Here is a 1,388-nt window from a genome sequence, read left to right as displayed (position 1 = left end):
CTAACACTCTCCTAACTCTTCTCCATGCTTCAGATATGCTAATTCTCATTGCTTTAAATCTAGTAGGTATAGGTCTAAGTTAAAAAACAGACTGTACATAATTTTCTCAAGTATGCGTAAATTAAAGGCATATCTACTATTAACAAAACCTCACGTAACTGCAAGTGTATACTATACATGGCTTATAGCATTTCTAGTAGCACTATCAGGATGTTTTAACTATGTTAAATTTATTCTTGAAAGTATTGTAATAATTCTTGGAATATCTTGGGGAAATGCAATGAATAATCTACTTGATAAAGATATAGATGAGATTATGAGAAGAACTAGATATAGGAGAGTACTTGCTAGAGGAGACTTATCATATGATGAAGCTAAGAAGTTCTGTAAAATATTTGGTATAGTATCAACACTATTCATGATCATAGTTTCAGTACTATTGAGAGACTATGTAACACCACTACTCTACACATTTGCAATGTTGACATATGTCTATCTATATACAGCATTATTGAAGAGAAAGTCTTGGACTAGCATACTAGTAGCAGCATTAGCATATGTATGTGTTATACTACATGCATGGTATGTAGCTACCGGTCTCATAACAATTTCAGGAATAGTTATAGCATTTATGGGATATTTCTGGGTATTAACACATCTATGGGCTGTAGCAATGCACTGGGCTGAAGATTATGCACTTGCTGGAGTTCCAACTATAACTGTGAGATTTTGGAGAAAACCATGGATACCATATCTTGCAACATTTATTGCACTATTAGCAACATGTCTACTAGCATTAACACCACCATTATTAGGACTAGTATCTCCACTATACGTTCCTGTAATACTTGTAGTATTTATGTCTGAGATATATCTCATGATTAGGATTGGGTTAAAAGATTGGAGAAGTAGTAAGAAGTTGACATTTATATGCTACAAACTCACATATCCACTACTAGCAATAATCTTCACAGCAATGTTAATATTCCACATATTTTAAGGAAAGTAAAACTTTTCACTTAAACTAACATAGGTACATATAATGGCAGTTGCAAGCTATGTAAAGTCTAGATTAACATTACTGAGATTTAGAATGAGTGAAAGATTGTATAAGAGAGTTAGAAAAACTATTGAAGATGCTAGAAATGCAACAATACAGAAAATTAGAGTAATTATCCCAAAACTTGAAGAAACTAGAAAAGTAGTATATGAACAACTACAACAAGTATCAGACTGGTTAAAACTTGGAATTGCAAGAGCTGGAATTGATGAAGTCGGTAAGCTAGGCGAGATGGTTCCACCAACCGTACATGTAGAGTATGAAGTTAGAGAGTATGAAGGTGTTAAGTTTCAAAGTGCAAAATTTGTAGGAATATCAGCACCAAACT

The 1,388-nt window shown here is 33.2% G+C and carries 2 protein-coding genes; both read left to right on the top strand.

All coding sequences use genetic code 11. The features are described from left to right. The first annotated feature begins 112 nt into the window (after positions 1-112). Positions 113-1,000 carry a UbiA family prenyltransferase gene (locus AC3WVG_RS11870; RefSeq protein WP_488798328.1) on the top strand — a complete coding sequence of 296 codons (888 nt, stop codon included), beginning with the start codon at positions 113-115 and terminating at the stop codon, positions 998-1,000. Positions 1,001-1,042: 42 nt separating this feature from the next. After that, on the top strand, positions 1,043-1,388 hold a 346-nt coding region (locus tag AC3WVG_RS11865), incomplete at its 3' end, for a V-type ATP synthase subunit D (RefSeq protein WP_488798327.1).

This window comes from Desulfovulcanus sp. (genome assembly GCF_982781345.1).
The sequence above is the reverse complement of the archived record's forward strand: the minus strand, read 5'-3'. Positions and strand labels throughout refer to the sequence as shown.